General features: G+C 60.6%; 20 protein-coding genes. 6 read left to right on the top strand and 14 right to left on the bottom strand.

The window, feature by feature from the left end:
• Positions 1–78: 78 nt before the first annotated feature.
• Positions 79–1,365: a phosphate regulon sensor histidine kinase PhoR gene (gene phoR, locus NJC40_RS06460; protein WP_492180552.1), complete on the top strand. Its 1,287-nt coding sequence runs from the start codon at positions 79–81 to the stop codon at positions 1,363–1,365.
• A gap of 136 nt (positions 1,366–1,501) precedes the next feature.
• Positions 1,502–2,842: a hemolysin family protein gene (locus tag NJC40_RS06455; RefSeq protein ID WP_253117833.1), complete on the top strand. Its 1,341-nt coding sequence runs from the start codon at positions 1,502–1,504 to the stop codon at positions 2,840–2,842.
• Between the two features lie 289 nt (positions 2,843–3,131).
• Here NJC40_RS06455 and NJC40_RS06450 read toward each other — a convergent pair whose 3' ends face one another.
• From NJC40_RS06450 to NJC40_RS06410, 9 genes are all read right to left on the bottom strand, one after another.
• Positions 3,132–4,034, bottom strand: a complete 903-nt coding sequence (locus NJC40_RS06450; RefSeq protein ID WP_045485571.1) for a peptidoglycan DD-metalloendopeptidase family protein — start codon at positions 4,032–4,034, stop codon at positions 3,132–3,134.
• A 118-nt stretch (positions 4,035–4,152) separates the two neighbouring features.
• Entirely contained in the window at positions 4,153–7,473 is a 3,321-nt protein-coding gene (locus tag NJC40_RS06445) for a deaminase domain-containing protein (protein WP_253142638.1), read from the bottom strand.
• A gap of 166 nt (positions 7,474–7,639) precedes the next feature.
• A complete protein-coding gene (locus NJC40_RS06440) occupies positions 7,640–8,545 on the bottom strand; it encodes a response regulator (RefSeq protein WP_045485566.1) in 906 nt (301 codons plus the stop codon).
• A gap of 252 nt (positions 8,546–8,797) precedes the next feature.
• A complete protein-coding gene (gene phoU, locus NJC40_RS06435; protein ID WP_045485563.1) occupies positions 8,798–9,559 on the bottom strand; it encodes a phosphate signaling complex protein PhoU in 762 nt (253 codons plus the stop codon).
• 209 nt (positions 9,560–9,768) lie between these two features.
• Entirely contained in the window at positions 9,769–10,602 is an 834-nt protein-coding gene (gene pstB / locus NJC40_RS06430) for a phosphate ABC transporter ATP-binding protein PstB (RefSeq protein WP_253142639.1), read from the bottom strand.
• Positions 10,603–10,679: 77 nt separating this feature from the next.
• On the bottom strand, positions 10,680–12,350 hold the full coding sequence (gene pstA / locus NJC40_RS06425) for a phosphate ABC transporter permease PstA (protein ID WP_253142640.1): 1,671 nt from the start codon (positions 12,348–12,350) through the stop codon (positions 10,680–10,682).
• Positions 12,351–12,366: 16 nt separating this feature from the next.
• Complete coding sequence (locus tag NJC40_RS06420) at positions 12,367–14,628, bottom strand: ABC transporter permease subunit (protein WP_253117828.1); 2,262 nt, start codon at positions 14,626–14,628, stop codon at positions 12,367–12,369.
• Between the two features lie 98 nt (positions 14,629–14,726).
• Positions 14,727–15,719: a PstS family phosphate ABC transporter substrate-binding protein gene (locus NJC40_RS06415; protein ID WP_045485553.1), complete on the bottom strand. Its 993-nt coding sequence runs from the start codon at positions 15,717–15,719 to the stop codon at positions 14,727–14,729.
• A gap of 141 nt (positions 15,720–15,860) precedes the next feature.
• Positions 15,861–17,150 carry an MFS transporter gene (locus NJC40_RS06410; protein WP_045485551.1) on the bottom strand — a complete coding sequence of 430 codons (1,290 nt, stop codon included), beginning with the start codon at positions 17,148–17,150 and terminating at the stop codon, positions 15,861–15,863.
• 358 nt (positions 17,151–17,508) lie between these two features.
• Between NJC40_RS06410 and NJC40_RS06405 the strand changes: the two genes are divergently transcribed.
• Positions 17,509–17,910, top strand: a complete 402-nt coding sequence (locus tag NJC40_RS06405) for an acyl-CoA thioesterase (protein WP_045485549.1) — start codon at positions 17,509–17,511, stop codon at positions 17,908–17,910.
• A gap of 96 nt (positions 17,911–18,006) precedes the next feature.
• Positions 18,007–18,915: a D-hexose-6-phosphate mutarotase gene (locus NJC40_RS06400; RefSeq protein ID WP_045485547.1), complete on the top strand. Its 909-nt coding sequence runs from the start codon at positions 18,007–18,009 to the stop codon at positions 18,913–18,915.
• Positions 18,916–19,151: 236 nt separating this feature from the next.
• Here NJC40_RS06400 and NJC40_RS06395 read toward each other — a convergent pair whose 3' ends face one another.
• The 4 genes from NJC40_RS06395 to purE all read right to left on the bottom strand — a co-directional run bounded on the left by NJC40_RS06395 (position 19,152) and on the right by purE (position 21,712).
• Positions 19,152–19,685 carry a DUF3299 domain-containing protein gene (locus tag NJC40_RS06395; protein ID WP_253142641.1) on the bottom strand — a complete coding sequence of 178 codons (534 nt, stop codon included), beginning with the start codon at positions 19,683–19,685 and terminating at the stop codon, positions 19,152–19,154.
• A 79-nt stretch (positions 19,686–19,764) separates the two neighbouring features.
• Positions 19,765–20,013 carry a GlsB/YeaQ/YmgE family stress response membrane protein gene (locus tag NJC40_RS06390; RefSeq protein ID WP_045485542.1) on the bottom strand — a complete coding sequence of 83 codons (249 nt, stop codon included), beginning with the start codon at positions 20,011–20,013 and terminating at the stop codon, positions 19,765–19,767.
• A 115-nt stretch (positions 20,014–20,128) separates the two neighbouring features.
• The gene (locus tag NJC40_RS06385) at positions 20,129–21,211 is read right to left on the bottom strand and encodes a 5-(carboxyamino)imidazole ribonucleotide synthase (protein ID WP_253142642.1); all 1,083 of its coding nucleotides are present in this window, start codon (positions 21,209–21,211) and stop codon (positions 20,129–20,131) included.
• Positions 21,212–21,220: 9 nt separating this feature from the next.
• Positions 21,221–21,712: a 5-(carboxyamino)imidazole ribonucleotide mutase gene (purE, locus tag NJC40_RS06380; RefSeq protein WP_045485536.1), complete on the bottom strand. Its 492-nt coding sequence runs from the start codon at positions 21,710–21,712 to the stop codon at positions 21,221–21,223.
• A gap of 379 nt (positions 21,713–22,091) precedes the next feature.
• Between purE and NJC40_RS06375 the strand changes: the two genes are divergently transcribed.
• A complete protein-coding gene (locus tag NJC40_RS06375; protein WP_253142643.1) occupies positions 22,092–22,736 on the top strand; it encodes a hypothetical protein in 645 nt (214 codons plus the stop codon).
• On the opposite strand, the gene NJC40_RS06370 is transcribed toward NJC40_RS06375, so the two are convergent.
• The gene (locus NJC40_RS06370) at positions 22,711–23,658 is read right to left on the bottom strand and encodes a LysR substrate-binding domain-containing protein (RefSeq protein WP_253142644.1); all 948 of its coding nucleotides are present in this window, start codon (positions 23,656–23,658) and stop codon (positions 22,711–22,713) included. The genes NJC40_RS06375 and NJC40_RS06370 overlap by 26 nt on opposite strands.
• A 205-nt stretch (positions 23,659–23,863) precedes the next feature.
• On the opposite strand from NJC40_RS06370, the gene aspA reads away from it, so the two are divergent.
• Positions 23,864–25,288, top strand: coding sequence for an aspartate ammonia-lyase (gene aspA / locus NJC40_RS06365; protein ID WP_253142645.1), 1,425 nt, complete (start codon positions 23,864–23,866; stop codon positions 25,286–25,288).
• The last annotated feature ends 153 nt before the right edge of the window (positions 25,289–25,441 follow it).

Raw genomic sequence — 25,441 nt, 5'->3', positions numbered from 1 at the left:
CGGCCGCCTGAACCCGCTGTACAGACAAGGATACACCCCTAATTGAACCCCAACTGGCACGGCACCCTGATACGCCATATGTTGCTGCTGGTGACCGCCTGCATGGTCGTTGGTCTGATCAGCGGCGAATATGGCTGGAGCCTGTCGGTCGGCCTTGGGCTGTATCTGGCCTGGACACTCAAGCAACTGCTGCGCCTGCATACCTGGCTGAGCAGCCACAAAGCCGATGAGCCGCCACCGGACGGCTACGGCCTGTGGGGCGACGTGTTCGACAGCATCTATCACCTGCAACGCCGCGACCAACGCGTACGCGGACGTTTGCAGGCGGTGATTGACCGGGTTCAGGAGTCCACCGCCGCGCTGCGTGACGCGGTCATCATGCTCGACTCCGAAGGCAACCTGGAGTGGTGGAACCGCGCCGCCGAAACCCTGCTGGGCCTCAAGACCCCTCAGGACAGCGGCCAGCCGGTGACCAACCTGGTACGCCATCCGCGCTTCAAGGAGTATTTCGCCCACGGTAACTACGCCGAGCCGCTGGAAATTCCTTCACCCAACAACGACCGCATCCGTATCCAGCTGTTGATTACCCGCTACGGTAATAACGAGCACCTGATGCTGGTGCGTGATGTCACCCGTATCCATCAACTGGAACAGATGCGCAAAGACTTCGTGGCCAACGTGTCTCACGAACTGCGCACGCCACTGACAGTGATTTTCGGCTACCTGGAAACCCTGCTCGACAACAGTGAAAGCGTCAACCCGCGCTGGGTCCGCGCGCTGCAGCAGATGCACCAGCAAGGCAGCCGCATGCAGACCCTGCTCAACGACCTGCTGCTGCTGGCCAAGCTCGAAGCCACCGACTACCCCTCAGACAGCCAGCCGATCGCTGTCGGCCCGTTACTCAAAACCATCACCAGCGATGCCCAGGCCTTGTCGGCCAGCAACAATCACAGCATCAGCCTGGCCATCGACAGCGACATGGGGCTCAAGGGCAGCGAGACCGAGCTGCGCAGTGCGTTTTCCAACCTGATTTTCAATGCGGTCAAGTACACCCCGGCCGGCGGCGAGATACGCGTGCGCTGGTGGGTCGATACCCGTGGTGCACACCTGAGCGTTCAGGACTCGGGCATCGGCATCGAAACCAAGCACCTGCCGCGCCTGACCGAACGCTTCTACCGGGTCGACACCAGCCGCGCGTCGAACACCGGCGGCACCGGCCTGGGCCTGGCAATCGTCAAGCACGTGCTGCTGCGCCACCGTGGCAAGCTGGAAATCAACAGCGTGATCGGCAAAGGCAGCGTATTTGTCTGTCATTTCTCGTCAATCCAGATGGCCGACCCGGACGACGACTTCGACGAACTCTGACCTCGCCGTTCATGTCCCTATGCAAGCAAGCGCGCAATCGTTACATTGCGTTTCTCATGGCCTTGTATTTGCTATGGATAAAGCCAAAGTCAAAGCCAAATCTCTTCGGATCAAACGGAAACTGTAAATCTCCATCATGGACCCTTCCCCTGGTATCAACCTGGCTTCACTGTTCGCCGATTTCGGCATGATTCTCTTCGCTTTCCTGCTGGTGCTGCTCAACGGCTTCTTCGTTGCCGCCGAGTTCGCCATGGTCAAACTGCGCTCGACCAAGGTCGAATCCATCGCCGACAAGAACGGCTGGCGCGGACGGATCCTGCGCACCGTGCACGGGCAACTGGACGCCTACCTGTCAGCCTGCCAACTGGGTATTACCCTCGCCTCGCTGGGCCTGGGCTGGGTCGGTGAGCCGGCCTTCGCCCACCTGCTTGAACCTCTGCTGGCCGCGGCTGGCGTCGACAGCCCGGAAGTGATCAAGGGCGTGTCGTTCTTCACCGCATTCTTTATCATTTCCTACCTGCACATCGTGGTCGGCGAGCTGGCGCCCAAATCATGGGCGATTCGCAAGCCTGAACTGCTGTCGCTGTGGACTGCTGCGCCGCTGTACCTGTTCTACTGGCTGATGTACCCGGCCATCTACCTGCTCAATGCCAGCGCCAATGCCATTCTGCGTATCGCCGGGCAAGGCGAGCCTGGCCCGCATCACGAACACAGCTACAGCCGCGAAGAACTGAAACTGATCCTGCACTCCAGCCGTGGCCAGGACCCCAGCGATCAGGGGATGCGCGTGCTGGCCTCAGCGGTCGAGATGGGCGAACTGGAGGTGGTCGACTGGGCCAACTCGCGCGAAGACATGATCTTTCTGGACTTCCATGCGCCACTCAAGGAAATCCTTGCCCAGGTTCGCCGCCACAAGTTCAGTCGCTACCCGATATTCGATGCCGAGCGCGGCGAGTTCGTCGGCCTGCTGCATATCAAGGACCTGCTGCTGGAGCTGGCCGAACTCGACCACGTTCCCGAGCTGTTCAACCTTGCCGACCTGATCCGGCCGCTGGAACGCGTCTCGCGGCACATGCCGCTGGCCCGTCTGCTGGAGCAGTTCCGTCAGGGCAGCGCTCACTTTGCTCTGGTCGAAGAAGCCGACGGCAAGGTCATTGGCTATCTGACCATGGAAGACGTGCTGGAGGTACTGGTCGGCGACATCCAGGACGAACACCGCAAGGTCGAACGCGGCATCCTCGCTTACCAGCCCGGCAAGCTGCTGGTGCGTGGCGACACCCCGCTGTTCAAGATCGAGCGCATGCTGGGCATCGACCTGGATCATATCGAAGCCGAGACCCTCGCCGGGCTGATTTACGAATCGCTCAAACGCGTGCCTGAAGAAGAGGAGCAGATGGAGTTCGAAGGCCTGCGCATCATCATCAAGAAGATGAAAGGCCCGAAGATCGTCCTGGCCAAGGTGCTCAAGCTCGATTGATCACCACCGGCCCGCGCCGTAGCAGCTTTAGCTGCAATACTGTTCCGATAAGCGCCGCATGCCTTTTTGTGGGAGCGACCTTGGTCGCGAAGAGGCCGGTAAAGACACTACATCTGTTGTGAATGTGCCGCCGTCTTCGTTGTGGTCCGGCACTCCGGCAAGCCACCGAGACTTGTGCACTTAACTGAACAGTATTGGCTCTAGCTGCGAAGCTCTGGCCGCGAAGGGCAAAGAATTCGCAGCTGAAGCTGCTCCTGCGGTGTATCAGGATCGGCAGGCGGTCCGCTTATCAATTGCCGCCCACGGCAAAATTCGGCAGGCTCTGGATCGGCCGGTTGAATTCGTAAGGGATCGACACCAGCTCCTGGCCGACATTGCGCTGCACGACAAAATGCAGGTGTGGACCTGTGCTGTTGCCGGTGTTGCCTGACCGGGCCAGGGCGCTGCCGACGCTGACCTTCTGCCCTTCACTGACCACCACCGAGCCGCGCATCAGGTGCAGGTAAACGCCCATGGTGCCGTCGTCGTGGAGAATCCTGACGAAGTTGCCAGCCGGGTTCGAACCACGCCCGGTCTGGTTGTTTTCCACCTTGATCACTGTGCCGGCCCGCGCCGCGATGATCGGCGTGCCCTCAGGCATGGCGATATCCATCGCATAGCGGCCCTTGGGGTCGCTGTGGCTGTATTTGCCGCCCGGCCCCTGAGTCAGGCGAAATGGCCCGCCCACCCACGGCAGCGGGTAGCGGTACGCCAGAGGGTTGCCTCCTGGCGCCCCCAGGGTCGAGGTCAGCCTGGTGCTGTAGTTGATCGCTTGCCCTGCCTGCCTGGGGCTGAGCACGATCACCCGTTCATTGCTGCGCGCCGCCAAGGTGCGGCGCAGGGTCGTGGAATTGCCCTGCACACCCAGCACGTTCTTCAGGTTGCTCAGCCTGAGTTCGATCTCGACCGGCGCATACAGGTCATTGCGCACATACAGGCTGTCGACCCCATTGACCTTGCGCACGTCCAGCCGCACCTGGCGCTCGATGTGCTCGACCATCCGGTCGCGGAACACCACCACGGCCGCGCCCGGCGAAGGCCGGTCACTGAATGACACCACCCCATTGGCGTCTGTGGTTTTGTAGATGGTCACGGCCTGCGCCATCTGTGCGACCAGCAGCAGGCCGCCCAAGGTCAGTAAGCGTTCAAGCATAAGAGTAAGCGCGGGCTGATTGGCAATGGGCACCAAGCCTAGCAGGCTTACTGATCAATAAGCACTCATGGTTATCAATGACCTGACGCGATTGCGCCAGATAATCTGCGCCAGTGAATCAGTCGTCCTGGTAAGGCTTGAGATAGGTCACCGAAAACTCAGCCGTTGGGAAATCATGTTTGAGCCTCGGCAAGGCGAAGCCACCACAGGAACGACAGGCATCCAGCAAGGTAAAGAAGTCGATGCGGGTAACGGAGCCAGCCCTGTCTTGCAGTTCATCCTTGAGCCGCGTACCGATCAGCCGCTCCGAGTCCAGGCTACGGTTGATAGCACGCACCTGCAGGCGGTCGGCATGGCGCAACGTGGGCAACGTGGTGAAACGCGGGTCATCCGCAATCGCATACTCTTGAGGGTCAACCAGGGTCGGGCGACGTGGGTGAGCATCAATGTAATCGACTCCGTTGATAAACGAGCCGTCGGTCCACGGCCACTCCGGTTGCAATCGCACGTTCTCGCCGAGCCGGCCGCCGGAGACGGCATAAAACACATAGGCCTGACGCCCGTCCACATGCACGCAAGCGAATGCGAGGTTGGCGCCGTTGACCTGCTTGCGAATCCGCTTGATCGCTGCGGGCTGCACAATGTTGTCGGCGCTCAGCGCCTGCCAGCCTTTGCGCACAGGCTTGGCAGGCAGCAGGTTATTGAGCACGTCCAGCAAGGGCTGGACCTCTGCCGGACTGCGCTCGGCCATTGGCCTGAAGTCCGCCACGGTTTGCCTGGCCAGCTCGATATAAGCGTCCTGGAACGATTTTCCCGACAACACGTTGGTGGCGTATTCGAAGAACTGATTGGTCCACTGCCGGTCGTGACACAGTTGGTCGTATTGCTCGAAAGTCATGCCAGCCTCTGGCAGCAGGGCACGCTCGGTCTCATTGAGCATGTCAAACAGCATGCGGGCAATGTTCTGCCGGTCTTGCCAGATGCTCGGGACCTCCCGCACCAACCGATACTGCTCGGTGTGAGACAGATAATCGGCGAGGCCTGGATCGCCCTCCTCCAAGCGCTCAAACAGTAGCTCTGGTGACGCCTTGGTGGGGGCCGGTGCCCGGTAGAAGATACTGTGGTCAGCCTCGATGTAGATCCATTGGCGCTGATTCAAGGGGCTAAAAAGACACGAGCCACGCAAAACCCGAGCGTCTTCGACACCCTCGACAATACCGCCCAATCGTATGACCGGCTCTTGGTGCTCAAATAAATTCAGGTTCAGCTCCATGGCATGCGCGCTCACGCCAAAATCGGGCTCCTGCAGTTGCTGAGCGTTGAGCCTCTGCCGATACTGCAACTGCGGCTGTAGAGGCAAGTTATACGTCACCTTGTCAGGGATGCTGACTTCAACCGCTCTTGCGGCAACCGCCTGCGTGGAAGAAGAAGGCTGCAGCGCATCAGGCACTTTCCATGTGAACAGCCGGTTTTCATGCACGAAGACGTGCAATTGCTGCGACCCGGCATTCAGCGTAGCCAGTTCAAAGCGGCGAGCGGCCATCGCATGACTGTAGTGATGGCCCGCCTTTACCTGCTCTAGCGGCTCTTCTGGCAATAAGGGCGGCGGGGTTTGCAGCACGATCCCTTCGGTGCAGGCGACAGGCACAAGATCGCGGCGCATCCTACAGCTACGTTCCACCCGTTGCAGGCGAACACCTTCAGGGCTGAACGCCTCACCCGCCAACTGGCGCATAGCGAACCCGGATTCATGCCAATCCACTCCAACGGACGACGCAAACACGCGTTTGAAGGACGGCAGCTCATGCAGCAGGTCCAGCGCAGACTGGCCGGCCAGCGCAGCAGCCTGGGCAACATCACGCGCCAGAAACGCCGCACTTTGTTGTGCCAGCCCCTCGGCCAGGCCAGCAACAGCCTTGGCACCCTGGACGCCCAGCGATACTACGCTCAGTTCCCCGGCACGCAGCACGATACGGGTCGTGGCACTGACAAACTGCCCCAAGGGGATCAAGGCAAATGCCGTGTCCAGGCTGCATTGCGCCACCACCGCAGCAGAGTGCTCGCCGCTCGACAGGTCCTTGATGCAGCCATAGAACGGCACCAGCCAGCGGGCGGCCGTGTCCGCCCATTCGCGCTCTTTGGCCCAGGTTTGCTCCCAGCCATTCAGGTGCCGATGCGCTTGCTTGCTCTGCTTCAAGAATCCGGCCAGCAGATGCCGGGCAGCCGCGCTTGCCAGTGAGGCAAGGGAGTCAGGCGTGCACAGTTGCGCCGCCGGAACCAACTCGCCCAAAGCGGGTGTGTGCAGGCTCTTCGCGCTGCGCGACAGCTGGCCATACAGGTAGGCATCGCTGTCGAAAGGGTTCAGTGCGATGAACGGCGCCTTGGCATCAAGCGCCAGGTTGGCCTCGTGATTGCGCCATAGCTCAGGCAGATTGATCGAGTCGATGGAACGGTGCGCAGGATGGTAGTCGAAGCGCTGGGTGGTCAAACGCACCACACCCGCCGCCGGAAACAGCTCGAAGAAGGTCTCGCCGGCCGCCTGATTATGAAATTCGCTCGGCTGATCCACCTGTCGACAGCGAATCAACAGACCGTGTGTCCCCTCGCCGTCCTGGAATCTGACCCGGTTCAGTTCGCAGGTCGATTTCAGCAGCAGCTCACGCTGTGCGGGCTGCATCTCGCCAAACAGGCGGGCGATCACCGCCGTTTGTGCACGCAGCAGCGCCGCCTCGTAAACCTGCCAGGCACGCTCATAGGCTTCAGGGATCGTGGACTGGCCGTCACGCCAGAGCTCGCCCATCATCACCAGTTCGACCAGGCTTGCCTGCGGTCGATTCCATGCGGCCAGCCGATCAAGCGAGTAAGACCAGGCGAGGCTGAAGCCTCGCGTCTGGAGCAACGCAATGCCCGAAGGGTCTGCGGGTAAGGTCCAGACGTCCTCAGCAATGCCTGACTCGCGCAACAGGTTGTCGGCCAGCTGCCGACGATCCGGTGCCTTGAGGCTCAACAACGCCTGCAGTTCACCGGCATGGGCATCCTGCCGGGCCTTGAGGTGGTCCATTGCCGTAGCGATCTGCGCGGCGCTGGCCGTGTCGGTAGCATCGCCCTCCAGTTCGACGGCCTGATGGGCGCTTGCATAGAGCAACGCCGGTCGCACCAGGGTTGTGGCCAACAAGGCCTGGATCGCCGGCTCGGGGCTGGCACAGAGGGTCGCACTGACCCGAACCAGATCATCAAAGCTCACGTCGGCCGACAGCCCTGGCGCCAGCGCCTCGATCAGTGCCGTGCCGTGGATCAGGGCGACGCTTTGTAACGAGCGTCCGTATTGCAAGTGGTCGGGAACGCCTGTCACCCGCAACTGGGCAAGATTGCTGACGTCATACGCCGAACGATCATCGACGCGTGTGTTGTCCAGAAGCCGGACTGTTACCTCATCCATACGAAGCTATCCTGTAATACCCGCTTGAGAATGTTGCGGGTCTACGGATGAGCTAAACGAAGGATTACACAGCCTTGAAGGGGCCTACCCGGACGTGGGCAGCAGGAAAAGGCAGCGCGGCAGGTCAGACCACAAGGTATAACGTGGCTTGCCTGCCGCTGATCGGTCATGCCCCTGGCACGAAGTGCTTCTGCGCCGTACCGCGGGCAATCAGCCGCGACAGGTAGTCGAGCTTCTTGGCGTCCTGGTCGACGAACCGGAAGGTCACTTGCAGCCACTCACTGTCAGGCTTCTGCTCGAATGCCACGATGGCGTGGATGTAGCCATTGAGGCGGGCCACTTCGTTCTCTTCGCCCTGCTCCAGATCCAGCACGGCACTTTCCAGAATCTGCGGCAGCGCCTCACTGCGCTTGATCACCAACAGCCCCTCCTTGAGGGTCAGGCTCTTGATGATGCATGACTGGTTGCCACTGGGCAGGCGCAATTGGCCCTGGCCACGACCGTTCAGCGTTTGGCTGGCGGCAGGGGCGGGAGCGGCGGCAGGACGGGGCGCAGGAGCTGCCGCTGCCACAGGCGCGGTCGGACGCACCACCTCAGCCTTGCCGCCGGTCAGGGCGCTCAATGAGTCGTTGAGCGCAGAGTTTATACGGCTTGGTACACCTGTACTGGACATCACTGCGTCAAGCTTGCCGACCTTGGCCAGGGCTTTTTTGACCTTGGTCAGCAACTGTTCATTGGTGAACGGTTTGCCAACAAAATCCGATACCCCGGCCTGAATAGCCTGGACGACGTTTTCTTTGTCGCCACGGCTGGTGACCATGATGAACGGTACTGTCTTGAGGTAGTTTTCCTGCTGACGGCACCATTCCAGCAACTCAAGCCCGGACATTTCGGGCATTTCCCAGTCACATAGAATCAGATCGAACGCTTCGCGGCTCAGCATGACCTGGGCCTTGCGTCCGTTAACGGCTTCATCGGTATGAATGCCGGGAAAATAATTGCGTAGCCCTTTTCTCACCAAGTCGCGAATGAAAGTCGCGTCATCCACAACCAATACACTGACTTTACTCATCGACGCTCCTGCGGACGTGTTCACCTTGGCGGGTGAGCTGCAGTATGCCAACACGCCCCTTTGTTTCGGCTAGCATATCGTTGACGCATGGCCAACGGCCACTTTGATTGACAGTACCTCGGCATTTTTCCTGGCGGGCAACTGCAAAAACCAGGGCTCGATGCTGGCGATACGCAAGCCGCGCGGTCGATTCAACCCTGGTGCTGCAACGCAAAACGCCCAGCGCATGCTGGGCGTTCTTGGCAGACAATCTTATTTATCGTCAGCAGCGTCCGGAACATGAGCCTTTTCGCTAGCGTGACCCTGGACTTCTTCACGCATGCGCTTGAGCCCCATATGGCGCACGTCGGTGCCGCGTACCAGATAGATCACCAGTTCCGAGATATTGCGCGCGTGGTCGCCGATCCGCTCCAGCGAACGCAGCACCCAGATCACGTTCAATACGCGGGAGATCGAGCGTGGATCTTCCATCATGTAAGTAGCCAGCTCGCGCAGCGCCGTTTTGTACTCGCGGTCGATAACCTTGTCGTACTGGGCGACCGACAAGGCCAGTTCCGGGTCGAAGCGGGCGAACGAATCCAGCGCATCGCGAACCATATTGCGCACCTGGTCACCGATGTGGCGCACTTCCACATAACCACGTGGTGCTTCACCTTCTTCGCACAACTGGATGGCACGGCGGGCGATCTTGGTCGCTTCGTCACCGATACGCTCCAGATCAATTACCGACTTGGAGATACTGATGATCAGGCGCAGGTCCGAAGCGGCCGGCTGGCGGCGGGCGAGAATGCGCAAGCATTCTTCGTCGATGTTGCGCTCCATCTGATTGATCCGCTCGTCGACTTCCCGGACCCGCTGAGCCAGGCCCGAGTCGGCTTCGATCAGCGCGGTCACGGCATCGTTGACCTGCTTTTCAACCAGACCGCCCATTTCGAGCAAGTGGCTGCGAACATCTTCGAGTTCGACGTTGAACTGTTGGGAAATGTGATGCGTGAGGCTGTCTTTATGGATCATGCTGGGTGTCCTTGGAACGTCCGGTTGAGGCGAAAACGCACGGTGGTAAGAGGGTGTTTACAAAACAGGCGGACGAAGGCAAGACAAGACGAAATTGGGTGAAAAAGCGCAGTTGACATCAAGTCGATGAGTCTTTTTAGCCCGTTTTCAACGCCGTATTGCCGAGTCAGCGTTTTGCAGACCCCCTCTAAGGCCTGACGAAGTACCCGCTAGCCATAACGGCCGGTGATGTAATCTTCGGTCTGCTTCTTTGCCGGATTGGTGAACAACGTGTCCGTATCACCGAATTCGACGAGTTTGCCCATGTACATGAAAGCGGTGTAGTCAGAGACCCGCGCCGCCTGCTGCATGTTGTGAGTAACGATCACAATGGTGTATTTCGATTTCAGTTCGTAGATCAGCTCTTCGACTTTCAACGTAGAAATCGGATCCAGCGCCGAACAAGGCTCATCAAGCAGCAGAACCTCAGGCTCCACGGCGATGGTCCGGGCAATCACCAGACGTTGTTGCTGACCGCCCGACAGCCCGAGGGCCGACTCGTGCAGGCGGTCCTTGACCTCGTCCCATAGCGCCGCACCGCGCAGCGCCCACTCCACGGCCTCGTCGAGCATGCGCTTGCGGTTGATGCCCTGGATACGCAAACCGTAGACCACGTTCTCGTAGATGGTCTTGGGAAACGGATTAGGTTTCTGGAACACCATGCCGACCCGCCGCCGCAGCTCCGCGACTTCCTCACCCTTGCTGTAGATGTTGTGCCCGTACAGGTTGACGGTGCCCTCGACGCGGCAGTCATCGACCAGATCATTCATCCGGTTGAAAGTGCGCAACAGGGTCGACTTGCCACAACCGGAAGGCCCGATGAACGAGGTGACCTTCTGCCTGGGAATATCCAGACCGATGTCGAACAGTGCCTGTTTGTTGCCATAAAACAGGTTCAGGCCCGCCACTTCGAACGCCACATTGTCGGCGGCCAGGCGCGACCCGTCTCTGTTGCGCGCCAGAACATCAATAGTGGCACCCCGGTTCGGGCTGTCATGTGGCATGGGTGACTCCTGAAAGAACGGTCGTTGCATAGCGCCGTGCTACGCACGGCTTCCACGGATCCTGGGCTTTACGAACGCTAGTCGTCCAGCGCCTTGTACTTCTCACGCAAGTGATTGCGAATGGCCACAGCAGAGAGGTTGAGCAAGGCGATCACCAGCACCAGCAGCAAGGCCGAGGCGTACACCAGCGGGCGCGCGGCCTCGACATTGGGGCTCTGGAAACCGACATCGTAAATATGAAAGCCCAGGTGCATGATCTTCTGATCCAGATGCAGATAGGGGTAATTGCCGTCCACCGGCAGCGACGGCGCCATCTTCACCACCCCCACCAGCATCAACGGCGCCACCTCACCGGCGGCGCGGGCCACCGCCAGGATCAGGCCGGTCATGATCGCCGGGCTGGCCATTGGCAAAACGATCTTCCACAAGGTCTCGGCCTTGGTCGCGCCCAAGGCCAGCGAGCCCTCGCGCAGGCTCAGCGGAATGCGCGCCAGGCCCTCTTCCGTGGCGACGATCACCACCGGGACCGCCAGCAGCGCCAGGGTCAGCGAGGCCCACAACAGGCCGGGCGTGCCGAAGGTCGGCGCCGGCAAGGCTTCGGCAAAGAACAGTCGGTCCAGCGAACCACCCAGCACATAGACAAAAAAGCCCAGGCCAAACACGCCATAGACAATCGCCGGCACGCCGGCCAGGTTGTTCACGGCAATCCGGATCAGTCGGGTCACAGGCCCCTGGCGGGCGTACTCACGCAGATAGACCGCCGCCAGGACACCAAACGGGGTCACGATGATCGCCATGATCATGGTCATCATCACGGTGCCGAAAATGGCCGGGAAAATTCCACCTTCGGTGTTGGCTTCGCGCGGGTCTTCGCTCAGAAATTCCCAAAGCTTCTGGAAATAGAACCCGAGCTTGTCCAGCACGCTCATGGTGTTGGGCTGGTAGGCATGCACCACCTTGCCCAGGCTGATTTCCGTGATTCGTCCTTCGGCGTCTCTGGCGGTCAGACTGTCACGTTCGACCGCCTGGCGCAGTTCCACCAGACGGCCTTCGACCTCGGTGTAGCGGGCCTCAAGCTGCGCCTGTGAGGCGGCAATGTCTGCCTGGGCAATCGCATCCAATCGGCCATCAAGCTCCAGTTGCCGGGTTTGCAGGCGCAACTGCTCCAGGCTGTTATTGACCTGCACGATGTCGCGCTTTTCCAGCTGATGCAGTTGCACGGCCAGCGCCTGGACGCGTTTGAGGCGTTCCTGCAATGGCCCCCAGGCAGCCTCGCCAACTGCCACCACCCGGCCCGCTTCCTTGACGTTGACCAGATAGCCGTAGAAGTTGCCCCACTCACGCCGCTCCAGGGTCATCAGCTCGGCCGGCTTGCCGTGCTGGCTCAGCCATTCGCTGACCACCCAGGTGAAATCGCTGCGGGTCAGGTCACGGTTGCCGACCTTGAACAGCTCGCGGCCGAGAAACTCCGAGCCATCATCTGCCACCGGCAAGCCGGCATCGAGCAGGCGTGAGCGCGGCACCTGCTCACGTTCGACCCGCTCGCCGATCAGCACATGCGCTGCCTGCCCCGGCACGCTGTACTGCGCCCGCACCAGATCAGCAGGCCAGAAGTGCCCGAGTCCGCGCACCGCAAGGATCGTCAGCAGACCGATGGTCAGGATCACCGCGATGGACACCGCGCCGGCACTGAGCCAGATGCCCGGCGCGCCACTTTTGGTCCATTTGTTCAGAGAGTCTCGTTTCATTTGAATCAAGTCTCCCTCAGAGCAACGAGTATTGCTTGCGCAGGCGCTGACGAATCAGCTCCGCAAGGGTGTTCATGACGAAGGTAAACATCAGCAGTACCAGGGCCGCGAGGAACAACACGCGGTAGTGACTGCTGCCCACCTCCGATTCAGGCATTTCCACCGCCACGTTGGCCGCCAGGGTGCGCATGCCCTCGAACAGGTTCATGTCCATGATCGGCGTGTTGCCGGTGGCCATGAGCACGATCATGGTTTCACCCACTGCCCGCCCCATGCCGATCATCAGCGCGGAGAACAGACCGGGGCTGGCGGTCAGCAAGACCACTCGGGTCAGGGTCTGCCACGGTGTGGCACCCAGCGCCAGCGAGCCCAGGGTCAGGCTGCGCGGCACGCCGAAAATGGCATCTTCGGCGATGGAGTAGATATTCGGAATCACTGCAAAGCCCATGGCCAGGCCGATCACCAGCGCGTTGCGCTGATCAAAGGTAATGCCCAGGTCGTGGCTGATCCAGGTGCGCATGTCACCGTCGAACAGCCAGCTTTCAAGGTGCGGGCTCATGCCCAGCGACAGCCAGCCCACGCCCAGCACCACCGGAATCAGGATCGCCGCTTCCCAGCCATCGGGCACCCGCAGGCGTAGCGAAATGGGCAGGCGGCTCCACAGAAAGCCGGCCAGCAGGATACCGACCGGGGTCAGCAACATCAGGGCGAAGATCCCTGGCAGGTTGGCTTCCATGTACGGTGCCAGAAACAGACCGGCAAAGAAGCCAAGGATCACCGTCGGCATGGCTTCCATCAATTCGATGACCGGCTTGACCTTGCGGCGCATGACCGGGGCCATGAAGTACGCGGTGTAGATCGCCGCCGCAATGGCCAGCGGTGCGGCCAGCAACATGGCATAGAACGCCGCTTTGAGCGTGCCATAGGTCAATGGCGCCAGGCTCAGCTTGGGTTCGTAGTCAGTGGTTGAAGCCGTCGACTGCCAGACATGCCGGGGCTCGTCGTAGTTTTCGTACCAGACCTTCTCCCACAACGCGCTCCAGGAAATCTCCGGGTGCGGGTTATCCAGGCCCACGCCGCGCAATGTACCGCCAGACTCGATCAGGATCTGATTGGCGCGCGGTGACAGGGTCATCAGGCCGGCGCCGTCGGTGACCTTCTCGACCAGCAAGGTACGGTGCGCGGTACTGTGGAAAACCCCCAATTGCCCCGTGCTATCCAGTGCGACGAAGCCCTTGCGGCGCTGTTCGGCCCTGATCTGCACGATCGGCGCATCACCCAGACGGAAATCGCGGATCCTCATGAAGCGCGGCTCTTCATCGGTATCACGGACCATGAACCACTGGCTGATGCCGCCACGCGAGTCGCCAAACAGCAGTGAAACACCACCGACCAGTTGAGTCGAGGAGGTGATTTCGGCGTTGGCGTTTTCCAGCAGTTTGTAACGACCATTGAGGGTACGATCACGCAGGCTGAACACGTCAGCCTGGGCGCGGCCATTGATCACATACAGCCACTGCTGGCGCGGGTCGATGTAAATGGCTTTCACTTCAGCCGACAACTGCGGCAACTCGATGCGGCTCTGCTCACGCAGCACTTCACCGGTCTGCGGGTTCTCGCCCAGTTCCACAGCCAGTACATGCAGTTGCGTGCCGGTACTGCCCGCCAGACGCAGATGGCTGCCACTGACGCTGACCGTCACCTGGCCGATGGCCTGGCCCTGCTCGTCCAGGGTCAGTGGCGCCTGCCCGTAAGGCCAGGCAATGGCCGGGGTGATGGTCTTCTGGTTGTTCGGGTAGCTGACTTCATAGGCATGACGGAACACCAGAACCTGGCCGTTGGACAGGCCCACGGCAATCAGCGGCGTGCCGGGCTGGTCCTTGCCGATCGCGGTGATCTGCACACCTTCGGGCAACGGCAGGGCCATCTGCTTTAGCTGCGCTCCGCTGCTGACGTCGAAGAAGATCGCCTGGCCCTGATCGGAGATTCGCATCCCCACCTGGTTCTGCTCCTCGATGCTGATCATCAAGGGTTTGCCGGCAGCCTGCATCCAGGCCGGCGTCATCGGTGCGGCAACGTTCAGGCTCGCGCCCTTGAACAGCGGCGCGACCACCCAGGCCAGATAGAAGAAAATCAGGGTAATAGCGGCCAGCACCGCCATGCCGCCCAACGCGACATACCAGCGAGTCAGGCGATCCTTGAACGCCCGGGCACGCCGCTTGCGTTGCATCGCTGGGGTATTGAAGTCAATGCCTTCGGGTGCGGGACTACGATTCATCTGACTTTCGGTTCATCCGTGCGGCACTAAATGACATAAAAGAGCCCGGCGCCCAACCCTCTGGCGCCGAACTGTCGAAACACACTCATGCCAAGGCATCAGCGAGCAGCCCTGACCGGCGCCTTGAGCCCCAGATCGACAAGCGCCTTGTCAAGAACCGGCTCCGGGAGCGGAATGTAACCATCCTTCATGACGATCTCCTGCCCCTGCCTGGACAGGATCAACTTGAGAAACTCGGCTTCCAGCGGTGCCAGCGGTTTGTTCGGCGCCTTGTTGACGTAGACATACAGCAAACGCGAAAGCGGATAGCGGCCAGCGAGAATATTGGCCTCGGTGGCTTCGAAATACTCTTCACCGGCCTGCCTGGCCAGCGGCACGGTCTTGACGCTAGAGGTCTTGTAACCAATACCTGAATAGCCTATGCCGTTGAGCGAGCCGCTGATCGCACTCACCACAGAAGCCGAGCCAGGCTGCTCGTTCACGCTGTTTTTGAAGTCGCCTTTGCACAGCGCTTCTTCCTTGAAATAACCATAAGTGCCGGAGACCGAGTTACGGCCAAACAGCTGAATGCGCTGATTGGCCAGGTAGCCTGTCAACCCGACATCACCCCAGGTCAGGGCCAGTTTTTTTGCGCCACACAAACGGGTCTCGGCAAAGATCGCATCGACCTGCGGCATGCTCAGCCCTTTGATCGGATTGTCCTTGTGCACGAATATCGCCAGGGCATCCACCGCCACCGGCACCGCCGTCGGCTTGTAGCCCTGCTTCTGCTCGAACGCAGAGACTTCTCCATCCTTCATCTTGCGGCTCATCGGCCCCAGGTTGGCCGTACCTTCGGCCAGTGCCGGGGGCGCAGTGGACGAACCGGCCGCCTGAATCTGGATATTTACACTCGGGTATTCTCTTTTGTAGGCCTCGGCCCACAGCGTCATCAGGTTGGCCAGGGTGTCGGAGCCGACGCTCGACAGGTTACCTGACACCCCGCTGACCTTGGTATAGGACGCAATCGACGGGTCGACAGCAGCCAGCGCATGGCTTGCATAACCTCCGGCAGCCAGAGACAAGATCACCATCCAACGCTTGAGTGTCATGCCTGGGGCTCCCGGAAAATACTCATCAATCCGCCCGAATACGCAGAACGGATGACCACTGTATGAACTGATTATGACAATAAGATGAAAGGCCGACTTGCGCACGCAAGTCGGCCTTTATCAAAGCGGCTGGAACCAGACTCAGCGCTTGCGTGAAAGCAAAAACAGCCCCAACAGCATGCCCAGCCCGCACAGCGCCGCCACATACCAGGCAGGCCCCATCGGATTCTGTTTAAGCATCAGGGTCACCACCATCGGCGTCAGCCCGCCAAAGATCGCATACGCCAGGTTGTAGGAGAACGACAGGCCCGAGAAGCGCACCACCGGCGGGAAGGCTTTGACCATCACATAGGGCACCGCACCGATGGTGCCGACAAACGCGCCGGTCACGGCATACAGCGGGAACAGCCAGTCCGGATGAGCGCTCAGGGTATGGTAGAAGGTCCAGGAGCTGAGCAGCAGGCCGATGCTGCCAAGCAGCAGCACCCAGCCCGGTCCGAAGCGGTCAGACAGCACGCCGGCGACGACGCAACCGATACTCAGGCAAACAATAGCCAGGCTGTTGGCCTTCAACGCCGTGGCGGCGGCAAAACCGTAACCGGTCTGCAGCAGGGTCGGGGTCATCAGGATCACCACCACGATGCCCGCTGACAGCAGCCAGGTCAGCAGCATCGACAGCGCCACCGAACCACGGTGCTCGCGCAGTACCGCCTTGAGCGGCACTTCCTCGGCCAGCGCCTTGCGCAGTTGCAGTTCGGCGAATACCGGGGTCTCGTGCAACATGCGACGCAGATACACGGCCATCAGACCAAAAACACCGCCGAGCAGGAACGGAATCCGCCAGGCGTAGTCCGAGACCTCTACCGGGCTGTAGATACTGTTGATCAGCGTGGCGACCAACGAGCCGAGCAGGATGCCAGCAGTCAGGCCAGCGGTCAGGGTGCCGCAGGCGAAGCCGATCTGCCGGGCCGGCACGTGCTCAGAAACGAACACCCAGGCGCCCGGGACTTCACCACCAATTGCCGCGCCCTGAATGACCCGCATCAACAGCAGTAACACCGGGGCCCACAGGCCGATCTGCGCGTAAGTCGGCAGCAAACCCATGATCAGCGTCGGGATCGCCATCATGATGATGCTCAGGGTGAACATCTTCTTGCGGCCCAGCAGGTCGCCGAAGTGAGCCATGACGATACCGCCCAACGGCCGGGCCAGATAACCGGCGGCAAAGATGCCGAAGGTCTGCATCAGACGCAGCCACTCCGGCATGTCGGGCGGGAAGAACAACTTGCCGACGACCGCAGCAAAGAACACGAAGATGATGAAATCGTAGAATTCCAGAGCGCCGCCCAGCGCAGAGAGCGACAGGGTTTTGTAGTCGCTACGGGTCAAAGGGCGCGAGGAAGACGCACTATCAGAAGGAACAGAGGACATGACAAGGCTTCTCTAAGGGCATTTCTTTTGAGTGGCAAGCGACAGCGACGCTGGCTGCCTCGCTGTAGCGGGCAGAAGCGCTTGTCCATGGCAATGGCGCGGGTAGGCATCAAAATTGCCTGTATCAGTAATCTTGTTACCGGTACGGGTCTGGCAAGATAGCAAAATGTTGCAAAAAACTCATGAGCACTGCGCGTACCTGTTACAAATACGCATTGACGGTCGTCGCATGAGAGCACGACCGATATACTCGCCAGACACCAGAACCCTGTGCCAGAGCGGCTCAGGCTTCCCGAAAGCTCTGGTAGAGCGTCTTTTCAGCTATCCAAGAGAGTCATGGGTCAGAGGCACCCCAGGCATGATCGAGCTTGAACAAGAAGATCCAATCCCGCAGGGCGATCTGGCCTTGCAAATCACCGCGCTGCCGCGTGAAACCAACGGTTTCGGCGATATCTATGGTGGCTGGCTGGTTTCACAGATGGACCTGGCAGGCACTGCGATGGCCAGCAAGATCGCGGGCGGGCGGGTTGCAACCGTGGCCATCGACCGCATGGCCTTTCTGGTTCCGGTGGCAGTCGGCGAACAACTGACCTTCTATACCCGCACCCAGGAAGTCGGCCGCAGCTCGATCAAGATGCTCGTCGAGGTCTGGAGCGATGACCCGCTGACCAGCGAATGGCGCAAAGTGACCGAAGCCGCCTTCGTCTTTGTCGCCATAGACGACAGGGGCCGGACCCGCTCGATCAAGCGCCGCGGCTGAGTTCAGCCACACAGGCGGGCACAGGAGCGCCGGTTGGCGCTAAACTCGACGGCTTTGGTGCAGTCAATGTCCATAGCCTTTGAGTGAGAACTTCCCATGCCCACGCCCCAGGTTGAATCCATTACCATCGATGAGCTCGAATGCTTGCGCATCCGCCACGGCGACGCCGAGCTGCTGATTGCCCAGCAAGGCGCGCACATCCTCAGCTATCAGCTCGCCGGCCAGCAACCGCTGGTGTGGCACAACGATAAGGCGTCGTTCAAACAAGGCACGCCCATTCGCGCCGGCATCCCGGTGTGCTGGCCATGGTTCGGCAACCTGGCACGTAACCCCGAAAGCGTCCAGGCCATGCGCGACAGCACCGAACCTGCCAATGCCCACGGCGAAGTGCGTATTCTGGACTGGCAACTGCTGGGCATCGGCGAAGACGGTGATGCCCTGCTGGTCGAGTTCATTCAACCCCACGCCGAACAAGGCCTGCCCGGCTGGCCGCACAAAGTCGCCCTGAAACTCAGCATCCGCCTGGACCAGGCCTTGAACGTCAGCCTGGTCAGCTATAACTGCGGCGCTGAAACAGTGACCTTGAGCCAGGCACTGCACACTTATTTCGTGGTCAGCGACGTGCGTCAGGTCAGCCTGCAGGGCGTCGACGGCCTGCGCTATATCGAAACTCTGGAGAACTGGGAAGAGCGCAAGCAGTCCGGCGACCTGGGTTTTGCCGGCGAAACCGACCGCATCTACCTCGACACCCCGCCCCTGCTGAGCATCGTTGACCCCGGCCTGCAGCGGCGTATCCAGATCCAGACCAGCGGCTCGCATTCAGCCGTGGTGTGGAATCCCTGGATAGATCGCGCCCGCGCCCTGCCCGACATGGCCGACGACGGCTGGCAGCGCATGCTGTGCGTGGAAACCGCCAACGTGATGAGCGATGTGGTCACCCTGGCCCCGGATCAGATGCATGTCTTGAGTGTCAGCATCTGGAGCGAGGCGCTGCAGGGCGAGTGACTAGGGTCTGTTGCCGTTTCATCACAACCGCGCCGAGGTCTGTTTTGTCGGCCTGCATAGGCTTCACTCTGTTGAAGTGTGTGTGACAAAACAGCCACGGCCCTGCGGGTTGCGCCCCAAATCGCGCCATGCGTCGTTGAAGGACTTGAAAAGGGAGCGACCATTTCCTGCGTCCTTCGCCTCGCCTGACACGATTTGGCGCTGCAACGCGGCTCGCGTTGAAATGGCAACAGCCCCTAGAGGTCAGCCTCGACCACCACCCGCACCTTCGCCGCATCCAGGGCGTAGGCGGCGTCGGCCAGGTCGTTGCTGACCTTCTCGATTTTCAGCCCACCGGTCACCCACAACGGGGTATAGATATCGTCGATCTTTACCCCCTTGGGGTAGCGCACCAGCACCAGCTGGTTGGGCGGCGGCGGCGGTACGTGGATACAGGCACCCGGATACGGAACCAGGAAAAACAGCGTGCTGTTGCCCTTGGCGTCGGTCTCCAGCGGTACCGGATAGCCACCCAGCCGGATGGTCTTGCCGTTCATGCCGGCGACCGTCTTGGTCGAGTACATCACCGCAGGCAAGCCTTTGCTCTGCTTGAGCCCGCCCTTGCTGTCGAAGGTCCCCATCGCTTCCGGCGAGTTGTGATCAATCTCAGGCATGGCTTCCAGAGCCTTCTGGTCCGACTTCGGCATCAGCTCCAGCCAGTCGGTTTCCGGAATTTCAGCGCAGGCCAGGGTGGACACCAGCAGCAGGGGCAGCAACAGGAAGCGGCGCATCGTACGACTCGGCAAGACAGATGGAAGTCGCGCATTCTAGCCCTGCGCACGCACGAAGCAGAGGGCAGAAGCGGATGTTTCACGATTTCTTTTTGATCATCCCGTAGATCACCAGCAGGATGATCGCGCCGACCAGGGCGCCAAGAAAGCCGGCGGTCTCACCAGCATGATAGATACCCAGCATCTGGCCACCGTAGGTCGCGGCCAGGGAGCCGGCGATACCCAGCAAGACGGTCATGATCAGGCCCATGCTGTCATCACCCGGTTTCAGAAACCGCGCCAGCAGACCGACAATCAAGCCGATGAAGATAGTTCCGATGATACCCATGTGGTTTTCCTCCCGATGAATAGAACCCGCCAGGACGCTGTACATCTTGGCGTGTTGCTATGTGAGGACGGAAACGGCGGTTTGGTTCCGGGGCAGAGCCCCGGATGTTCCGCGATCAGGCCTTGACCAGCGCCTGGACCTGCGCGACCTGACGGTCGAGGGTGGCACGGTCGGCGCTGCGCACGGTGGCGTGGCCGACCTTGCGGCCAGCCTTGAAGGCCTTACCGTAATGGTGCAAGTGGCAATCCTCAACCGCCAGCACGGCGGCAACCGCCGGCACTTCGCCGATGAAGTTGATCATCGCGCTTTCACCCACCTTCGCGGTGGAGCCCAGCGGCAGACCGGCAACGGCGCGCACATGGTTCTCGAACTGGCTGCACTCGGCACCTTCGGTGGTCCAGTGCCCGGAGTTGTGGACCCGCGGCGCGATTTCGTTGGCCTTGAGGCCACCGTCGACCTCGAAGAACTCGAATGCCAGCACACCGACGTAATCGAGTTGCTGGAGCACCCGGCCCGCATAGTCTTCGGCCAGCGCCTGCAATGGGTGATCGGTGCTGGCGATCGACAGGCGCAGAATGCCGCTTTCGTGGGTGTTGTGGACCAACGGGTAGAAACGCGTTTCGCCGTCACGGGCACGCACCGCGATCAACGACACTTCGCCAGTGAACGGTACGAAGCCTTCGAGCAGGCATGGCACGCTGCCCAGCTCGGCAAAGGTGCCGGCCACATCGGCCTGGCTGCGCAAGACCTTCTGGCCCTTGCCGTCATAACCCAGGGTCCGGGTCTTGAGCACCGCTGGCAGCCCGATGCGTGCCACCGCGTCATCCAGGTCCTGTTGCGACTGGATATCGGCGAACTCGGGCGTCGGGATGCCCAGGTCCTTGAACATGCTTTTTTCGAACCAACGGTCGCGGGCAATACGCAGCGCTTCAGCGCTCGGGTAGACCGGCACGAACTGCGACAGGAACGCCACCGTTTCAGCCGGTACGCTTTCGAACTCAAAGGTCACCAGATCAACCTCGTCGGCCAGTTGCCGCAGGTGATCCAGATCGCCGTAATCGGCACGCAGATGCTCGCCCAACGACGCCGCACAGGCATCCGGTGCCGGGTCGAGAAAAGCGAAGTTCATGCCCAGCGGTGTCCCCGCCAGAGCCAACATGCGGCCCAACTGGCCGCCACCGATAACACCGATCTTCATGGAAAAACCTCAGGCGATGCGCGGGTCTGGATTGTCCAGAACAGTTTCAGTCTGTTCAGTGCGGAACTGCTTGAGCGCCGCGTGATACTGCGGATGCCTGGCGCCCAGGATGCTCGCCGACAGCAGCGCGGCATTAATCGCACCGGCCTTGCCGATGGCCAGGGTAGCGACCGGGATACCGGCCGGCATCTGTACGATCGACAACAGCGAGTCTACGCCCGACAGCATCGAGGACTGCACCGGCACGCCAAGCACCGGCAGGTGAGTCTTGGCAGCGCACATGCCTGGCAGGTGAGCAGCACCACCGGCACCGGCGATGATCACTTCGATGCCACGTCCTTCAGCCTCTTCGGCGTACTGGAACAGCAGATCCGGCGTGCGGTGTGCAGACACCACCTTGACTTCGTAAGGGATGCCGAGCTTTTCCAGCATATCGGCGGTGTGGCTAAGGGTGGACCAATCGGACTTGGAGCCCATGATCACGCCAACCAGTGCACTCATCGTCGAGCCTCTCATCGGGCGCCCGCAGGCGCGTCTAAAAACAACAAGCCACGCAGGAAAACCGGCGTGGCTTGCTGTACAAAAAATGACCGTCGAGCCGGCCAAAGGCCGCGCAGTATACCCCAAAGTCGAATAACAAAAGCATCCTCTGCGACCATCCGTCTGCCTTCCGGAGTCAGGCGCCAGCAGAGACGGCAAGCAGCCCGGAAAAATCCTGCAAACCTGGCCAGCACGACAGCGGTTTTTCCTGCACCACGGCTCGCAATAGCCATACACCTCGTGCTGGCTGCAGGTGCTTCCCCGACACTGACAAAGACGATTAGGTGAACCTTGAACCGGACTTGCCCGGTTGCCACGTTCCCTGAATGGAGTCTTGAACATGAGCCTGAAACAACTTGGCCTGATACTGGCCTTGAATCTGTACCTCTCAAGCAGCGCCCTGGCCGCTCACGACCAGGTGGATAGTGACCACCTGCAACCGATCTTTCTGACCCTGTTTTTCCACGACCAACTCACCGATCAGGAAATCGCCGGGGTCAAATCTGACAATCTTGACTGGTTTTTAAAGGAGCTAACCGAAGTTACCGGTCGCCGGACCCATGTCATCACCAAGCGCCATCAACCGGGAATCACCGATTTCGGCTACAGGACCGGCGACAGCACCCAGGCCATCGAGCAATGGCGCCAGCGGCTGAGCGCCTACCTGCATGCCAACAACCTGCCCCTCGACTCCCGACGCCACAAGTATGTGCTGGTGACCCGCCACAACCTGACCCACGACGTGGGCGGAATTGCCCGGGTGCAGATGAACGAAGCCATTGCTTCGCTGCGTGCCTACATCAATATCGCCCACGAAGTCGGCCATTTGTTTGGCGCCACCCATGAGAACGCCTATTTCCGGCTCGCCGCCCTGCCACCCTGCCGTACCTTGATGTACCCCAATCACACCGCACTGGTCGCCAATTGCTATGAGTTCAGCGAACCCAATCGTGAGGCCATCAGGCATTACCTGAAGGATGAATGATCCCTTCGACGTCTTCGCTGGTGCCAGCCGCCGCGCTTTCCAGCTTGCGCCATAGCAGGCGCACGTTGGCTTTGCGTACCAGGGCGCAGCGGTACAGGCGGATTTCCAGCGGCACATGCCAGTGCGCCCCGCCACACACCACCAGTTCACCGCGCTCCAGCTCGGCACGCATGCTCAGGCGCGGAACCCAGGCAACGCCCAACCCCTCCACGGCCATGCACTTGAGACTCTCGGCCATGGCCGTCTCGTACACCGTGGAAAAACGCAGATTGCTCTGGCGCAGCAACAAGTTCACCGAACGCCCGAGAAACGCGCCGGCGCTGTAAGCCAGCAGTGGCACGGTACTGCCGTTGTCCAGATCGAACAGCGGCTGGCCCTGCGCGTCGGCAGCGCAGACCGGCAGCATCTCGCTGTGCGCCAGATGCAGCGAGGGGAAAATTTCGGCGTCCATCTGCAACGCCGCATCCGGGTCGTAAAATGCCAGCATCAGGTCACAACCACCTTCACGCAAGGCATGCACCGCTTCACCGACGTTGGTCGCCACCAGACGGGTCGCAATGTTCAGGCCGTCATTGCGCAATTGAGCGATCCAGCGCGGGAAGAAACCCAGCGCCAGCGAGTGCGCCGCTGCCACCTGGATAACCTCGCCCTGCCCGCCCTCCAGATGATGCAGGTGGCGCACCACCTCCCCGAGCTGCTCGACCACCGTACGCGCGGTAACCAGAAACAATTGCCCGGCAGCGGTCAGCTCGATGGGCGTACGCGAACGGTTGACCAGGGTCAGCCCCAGCGCCGCCTCAAGGCTGCGGATACGCCGGCTAAAGGCCGGCTGGGTGACGAATCGACGTTCGGCCGCCTGGGAAAAACTGCGGGTCGCGGCCAGGGCGCTGAAATCCTCCAGCCATTTGCTTTCCAGGTTCATCTGGTCCTCCCGGACACCCGTTTTTCACTAAGAAACGCAAAGCGCGATTGACGCGCGTATATAAAGCATAAATTAGGTCAAGTCACATGACATTATGCCGTTAGTGCATGGCATATTATGCAACAGCATTGGTCAAGATTCTCCTGGAGCCCCAATATCAAGGCGCTCCGGCATTATTCATGCCTTCCTTGAGATGACCTCTATCATGTCCTCGCCTGCATCATCGCGTATCGAAAAAGACCTGCTTGGTGTGCTCGAAGTACCCTCCGACGCCTACTACGGCATCCAGACCCTTCGTGCGGTGAACAACTTTCACCTTTCCGGCGTTCCTCTTTCGCATTATCCGAAACTGGTCGTGGCCCTGGCCATGGTCAAGCAGGCGGCAGCCGATGCCAACTTTGAGCTGGGTCACCTGAGCCAGGCCAAGCACGCTGCAATCAGCGAAGCCTGTGCGCGGCTGGTACGCGGTGATTTCCACGAGCAGTTCGTGGTCGACATGATTCAGGGCGGGGCCGGCACCTCGACCAACATGAACGCCAACGAGGTTATCGCCAACATCGCCCTGGAAGCCATGGGCCATGAAAAAGGCGAGTACAAGTACCTGCACCCCAACAACGACGTGAACATGGCGCAGTCGACCAACGACGCCTACCCGACCGCGATCCGCCTGGGTCTGCTGCTCGGTCACGACGCGTTGCTGGCCAGCCTCGACAGCCTGATCAATGCGTTCTCCGCCAAAAGCGAAGAATTCAGCCACGTGCTGAAAATGGGCCGCACCCAGTTGCAAGACGCCGTGCCGATGACCCTGGGCCAGGAATTCCACGCCTTCGCCACCACCCTGACCGAAGACCTGAACCGGCTGCGCAGCCTGGCCCCAGAGCTGCTGACCGAGGTCAACCTGGGCGGTACGGCAATCGGTACCGGCATCAACGCTGACCCGCGCTACCAGAGCCTGGCCGTGCAGCGCCTGGCGACGATCAGCGGCCAGCCGCTGGTGCCGGCAGCTGACCTGATCGAAGCGACCTCCGACATGGGCGCGTTCGTGCTGTTCTCCGGCATGCTCAAGCGTACCGCGGTCAAACTGTCGAAAATCTGTAACGACCTGCGCCTGCTGTCCAGCGGCCCGCGTACCGGCATCAACGAAATCAACCTGCCGCCGCGCCAGCCAGGCAGCTCGATCATGCCAGGCAAGGTCAACCCGGTGATTCCGGAAGCGGTCAACCAGGTGGCCTTCGCCATCATGGGCAACGACCTGGCACTGACCGTGGCAGCCGAAGGCGGCCAACTGCAACTGAACGTGATGGAGCCGCTGATCGCCTACAAGATCTTCGACTCGATCCGCCTGCTGCAACGCGCCATGGACATGCTCCGCGAGCATTGCATCACCGGCATCACGGCCAACGAACAACGCTGCCGCGAGCTAGTCGAGCACTCGATCGGCCTGGTCACCGCACTGAACCCTTACATCGGCTACGAAAACGCCACCCGTATCGCACGCATCGCCCTGGAAACCGGCCGTGGCGTACTGGAACTGGTGCGTGAAGAAGGCTTGCTGGAAGAAGACGTACTGGCTGACATCCTGCGTCCGGAAAACATGATCGCGCCACGCCTGGTTCCACTGAAGGCCTGAGGTTATTGCTCCACCGACACCGCTCACCAGGCTGAGGGCCTAGACACCCCTCCGCTTTTTCAGGGGCCTGGAAAATCCTCCAGGCCCTTTTTTTATGACTGCCGATTACAGGACGCAAGGAGGCTCCGGTTTCACCGGCAAAACTCTTAGCAC

The sequence above is a fragment of the Pseudomonas sp. 21LCFQ02 genome (assembly GCF_024129895.2).
Lineage (GTDB): Bacteria > Pseudomonadota > Gammaproteobacteria > Pseudomonadales > Pseudomonadaceae > Aquipseudomonas.
The sequence above is the reverse complement of the archived record's forward strand: the minus strand, read 5'-3'. Positions and strand labels throughout refer to the sequence as shown.